Genomic DNA, 5,148 nt, shown 5'->3' on the forward strand with positions numbered 1-5,148 from the left:
CCCGCTCCCGGAAACGATGTCAAAAGTACAGCACAAGAACGAACCCTAAAAACCCCACTACAACGCTCAAGATCACGACATACTTTGTTCAAAAACACACCCGACAAGTAGTCTGACACAGGGGGAAGAGGTGCTGGTAAAGGACTTGCAGCTCTCGCTGGCGGCCATCGGCAGCGCGCTGGCCTGCCACTTCGGGGTGCCGTACGCGCCTTTCCTGCCGGGCCGGCTCAAGCCGGTTGTGCTGCTCAAGAACCTGAAGGCCCAATACGTCGACGACAACCAGTGGCTGCCGCTCGACGAAGACAAGGACGGCTTGCTGGTGCTCGCGCTCGACCCGGAACGGGTGCGCGCCAGCCGCATCGTCAACCAGGTCTTCCCCAGGTCGAGCATCGTCTGGTGCGTCACCACGCGCGCGGAATTCCGGCGCACGGTCGACCAGTTCTTCGGCACCACCGCGCGCAGCGACGGCAGCTCGCTGCGCGAAGTCTTGTCCGGCATGAGGCACGATGCGGGCGAGGACGAAGACACCCGGCCAGTCTCGCAGGCGGTGGAAAATGAACTGGTCAAGCTGGTCAACAAGGTGATCATGGATGCCTGGCGCCAGGGCGCGTCCGACATCCACATCGAGCCGCTGCCCGGCAAGGGGCGCACCGCGATCCGCTTTCGCAAGGATGGCGCGCTGGCGCCCTACATCGACATCCCGGCCGGCTACCGCAACGCCCTGGCCGCGCGCGTGAAGATCATGTGCGACCTCGATACGTCCGAGCGGCGCAGGCCGCAGGATGGCAAGATCAGCTTTGGCAAGTACGGCCCGCTCGACATCGAACTGCGCGTGGCCACCATTCCGTCGGCCGGCGGGGTGGAAGACATCGTCATGCGCATCCTGCCGGCCGGCGAGGCCATGCCGCTCGACCAGTTGGGCGTGCTGCCGCATAACCTGGCGCGCCTGCTGGCGGCGATCGGCAAGCCGCACGGCCTGTTCTTCGTGTGCGGGCCGACCGGTTCGGGCAAGACCACCACCCTGCACTCCCTGCTGGCGCACCTGAACACGCCCGACACCAAGATCTGGACCGCCGAAGACCCGGTCGAGATCACGCAAAAGGGCTTGCGCCAGGTGCAGGTCAACCGCAAGGCGGGGCTCGACTTTGCGACCGTGATGCGGGCCTTTTTGCGGGCCGACCCGGACGTGATCATGGTCGGCGAAATGCGCGACCGCGAAACGGTCGGCATCGGCATCGAGGCGTCGCTGACCGGGCACCTGGTGCTGGCCACCCTGCACACCAACAGCGCGCCGGAATCGATCGTGCGCCTGCTCGACATGGGCATGGACCCGTTCAACTTCGCCGACGCGCTGCTCGGCGTGCTGGCGCAGCGCCTGGCCAGGCGCCTGTGCGGCGCGTGCAAAGAAGCTTACCAGCCCGGCGCGGCCGAAATGGCGCAGCTGGCCGGCGAGTACTGCGCCGAAGCTCCCCACGCCGGCGCGGCGCCCGACGCGGTGCTGGCCGCCTGGCGCGCACGCCATGCCGATGGCGAGGGGCGCTTCACCTTGTACCGCGCGCGCGGCTGCGCCGGGTGCAATGGCGGCTACCTGGGCCGGATCGGCCTGCACGAACTGATGATCGGCTCGGACCACATCAAGCGCCTGCTGCAGGAGCGCAGCCGGGTCGCGCTGCTGCTCGCCGCCGCCCTCGACGAAGGCATGCTGACCCTGAAAATGGATGGCATCGAGAAGGTCTTGCTGGGCCTGACCGACCTGCGCACGGTGCGCCAGGTGTGCATACGCTAGCCTCAGACGAAAAAAAGACCGCCGGTCGGAACGGGCGGTCTTGCTTGCGGGGGCGGGTACCCCTTACATGATGTGGGTACCGATCCACCATGCCACCGCCGCCATGAAGGCCGACGCCGGAATCGTGAAAATCCAGGCCCACACGATATTGCCGGCCACGCCCCAGCGCACCGCCGACATCTTCTGCGACGCCCCCACGCCGACGATGGCGCCGGTGATGGTGTGCGTGGTCGATACCGGAATACCGAAAAAGCTCGACATGATCAAGGTGATCGCGCCGCCGGTTTCGGCGCAAAAGCCGCCCACCGGTTTGAGCTTGGTGATCTTCTGGCCCATGGTCTTGACGATGCGCCAGCCGCCGAACAAGGTGCCGAAACTGATCGCCGCGTAGCACGAAATGATCACCCAGCTTGGCGGGGTGGTGTCGGCCGGGTTGCAGTAACCGCTGGCGATGAGCAGCATCCAGATGATGCCCATGGTTTTTTGCGCGTCGTTGCCGCCGTGGCCCAGGCTGTACGCGGCCGCCGAGAACAACTGCGCGCGGCGGAACCAGGTATCGACCTTGCGCGGGGTCGACTTGACGAACACCCAGGCCACGATCAGCATGATGATCGAGCCCAGTGCAAAGCCGAGCAAGGGCGCGACCACGATGAAGATGACGGTCTTGAGCAAGCCGCTGCCGATCAGGGCGCCGGTGCCGGACTTGGCCACCGCCGCGCCCACCAGGCCGCCGATCAGCGCGTGCGAGGACGACGAAGGAATGCCGTAGTACCAGGTGATCAGGTTCCAGATGATGGCCCCGACCAGGGCCCCGAAGATGATGTACTGGTCCACCACCTTGGGATCGATGGTGCCCTTGCTCAGGGTGGCGGCGACGTGTACGCCCACCACGCCGATGGCGATGAAGTTGAACACGGCGGCCATGGCGACCGCGGTCTGCGGCTTGAGCACGCCCGTCGAGACGACCGTGGCAATCGCGTTGGCGGCGTCGTGGAAACCGTTCATGAAGTCGAACAGCAGCGCCAGGGCGATCAACATGCCGAGCACGTAAATGCTGATTTGGATATGTTCCATGCTGGCGCCGCTTACGCGTTTTCGACGATGATGCCTTCGATGATGTTGGCAACATCCTCGCAGCGGTCGGTGACGGTTTCGAGGATCTCGTAGATCGCCTTGAGCTTGATCAGGTTGCGCACGTCCGGTTCATCGCGGAACAGTTTCGACATGGCGGCGCGCATGACATGGTCGGCGTCGGACTCGAGGCGGTCGATCTCTTCGCAGATGGCGACGATCTTTTGCGAGTTGTCCATGTTGTGCAGCAGGCCGACGGCTTGTTCGACTTTCTGGCAGCAGGCCAGGCACAGTTCGGCCAGGCGCTTCGCTTCCGGGGTCACCGCCTTGAGGTCGTACAGCGAGACCGTCTGCGCCGCGTCTTCCATCAGGTCGAGGATGTCGTCCATGCGCGTGATCAGCTTGTGGATGTCGTCGCGGTCGATCGGGGTGATGAACGTCTTGTGCAGCATGTCGACGGTGGCGTAGGTGATCTTGTCGGCTTGCTTTTCGATGCTTTCGATCGCGTGGACGCGGTTTTCGAGGTCGTCGAAGTTGGTCATCAGGCCAACCATTTCATGCGCGCCCTTCACGCATAATGCAGCGTGCTGGTTGAAGAGCTCAAAAAACTTGCCCTCGGTGGGCATCAGGCGTCCAAACATGGTTTCTCCGTTAAAGCGCGTTAAAGCGTGATTGATACTGCGTGATACTGCTTGATGACGCCGCTCGTGGCGGCGCCGTTATGGGTCAGTCGCCCTGGTAGACCGCCAGGTTACCGCTGTAGTTGCCGAACTTGGTGTACTGGCCGATCCAGGTCAGGCGGATCGAGCCGATCGGACCGTTACGCTGCTTGCCGATGATGATCTCCGCGGTGCCCTTGTCGGGCGAGTCCGGGTTGTAGACCTCATCGCGATACAGGAAGATGATGACGTCGGCATCCTGCTCGATCGCGCCCGATTCGCGCAAGTCGGACATGATGGGGCGTTTGTTGGGACGTTGTTCCAGCGAGCGGTTCAGCTGGGACAGGGCGATCACGGGACAGTGCAGTTCCTTGGCCAGGCCTTTCAGGCTACGCGAAATCTCCGAAATCTCGGAGGCGCGGTTGTCGCCCGGCTGGCTGCCCGTCATGAGCTGGATGTAGTCGATGATGATCAGGCCAAGCTTGCCGCACTGGCGCGACAGGCGGCGCGAGCGCGCGCGCAGCTCGATCGGATTCAAGGCCGGCGTCTCGTCGATGTACAACTGGGCGTCGTTCATCTTTTGGATCGCGTGCGTCAGGCGCGGCCAGTCTTCGTCGTTCAGGCGGCCGGTGCGCAGGCGGTGCTGGTCGAGCTGGCCGACCGATCCAAGCATACGCATGGCCAGCTGGGTGCCGCCCATCTCCATCGAGAAGATCGCGACCGGCAGGCCCGCTTCGATGGCGACGTTCTCGCCGATGTTGACCGAGAACGCGGTCTTGCCCATCGACGGACGGCCGGCCACGATCACCAGGTCGCCCGGCTGCAGGCCGGACGTCATGCGGTCGAGGTCAATGAAGCCGGTCGGCACGCCGGTGATTTCGCTCTGGTTGTCGCGGCTGTAGAGTTCATCGATGCGCTCGACCACTTGGGTGAGCAGCGGCTGCACCGCGATCCAGCCCTGCGAGCCGCGCGCGCCCTGTTCGGCGATGGCGAAAATCTTGGACTCGGCTTCGTCGAGCATCTGCTTGACTTCCTTGCCCTGCGGGTTGAACGCATTGCCCGAGATTTCGTCGGCCACGGTGATCAGTTTGCGCAGCACGCCGCGGTCGCGCACGATCTCGGCGTAGCGCCGGATGTTGGCCGCCGACGGCGTATTCTGCGCCATCGCGTTCAGGTACTGCAAGCCGCCCACATCCTCGGCCTTGGCGATGTTGCTGAGCGCCTCGAACACGGTGATCACGTCGGCCGGTTTCGACTGGTTGATCAGTTTGACGATCTGCTCGAAGATGATGCGGTGATCGTAGCGATAGAAGTCGTCGGCATGCATCATGTCGGCAATGCGGTCGAACGCGGCGTTATCGCGCAGCAAACCACCGATCACAGATTGTTCTGCTTCGATGGAATGGGGCGGGATGCGGAGTGCGTCGAGCTGCGGATCGGATGGTGCGTTCATGGCGCGAATTATACCTGCTTCGGGTCAACTGGCTGACATAATTGGGGAAATTTGGACATCGGCATAGGGGGCAGCTAAATATAGCTGCTCCCCTGCCACACCACCCGGCATGCGGGTCCGCACCGGGCGGTTCGAGTAGTTGAGGTTATGTGAGGCGAGGCATGCCAAGGCGATCAAAG

Annotated in this window: 3 protein-coding genes and 1 pseudogene; 1 reads left to right on the forward strand and 3 read right to left on the reverse strand. The window is 63.5% G+C overall.

The annotated features are described in order from the left end of the window. Positions 1–124 precede the first annotated feature (124 nt). Positions 125–1,786 (forward strand): annotated as a pseudogene (locus tag F1735_RS32345) (GspE/PulE family protein); the annotation flags it as partial. A 63-nt stretch (positions 1,787–1,849) separates the two neighbouring features. Here F1735_RS32345 and F1735_RS32350 read toward each other — a convergent pair. The 3 genes from F1735_RS32350 to F1735_RS32360 all read right to left on the reverse strand — a co-directional run bounded on the left by F1735_RS32350 (position 1,850) and on the right by F1735_RS32360 (position 4,969). Beyond that, positions 1,850–2,860: an inorganic phosphate transporter gene (locus F1735_RS32350; protein WP_167228706.1), complete on the reverse strand. Its 1,011-nt coding sequence runs from the start codon at positions 2,858–2,860 to the stop codon at positions 1,850–1,852. 11 nt (positions 2,861–2,871) lie between these two features. Then, positions 2,872–3,498, reverse strand: a complete 627-nt coding sequence (locus tag F1735_RS32355; RefSeq protein WP_054263945.1) for a DUF47 domain-containing protein — start codon at positions 3,496–3,498, stop codon at positions 2,872–2,874. A gap of 85 nt (positions 3,499–3,583) precedes the next feature. Beyond that, entirely contained in the window at positions 3,584–4,969 is a 1,386-nt protein-coding gene (locus tag F1735_RS32360) for a replicative DNA helicase (protein WP_166891655.1), read from the reverse strand. Positions 4,970–5,148 lie beyond the last annotated feature (179 nt).

This window comes from Massilia genomosp. 1, from assembly GCF_011682185.1.
Taxonomy (GTDB): Bacteria; Pseudomonadota; Gammaproteobacteria; order Burkholderiales; family Burkholderiaceae_D; genus Telluria_A; species Telluria_A rubra.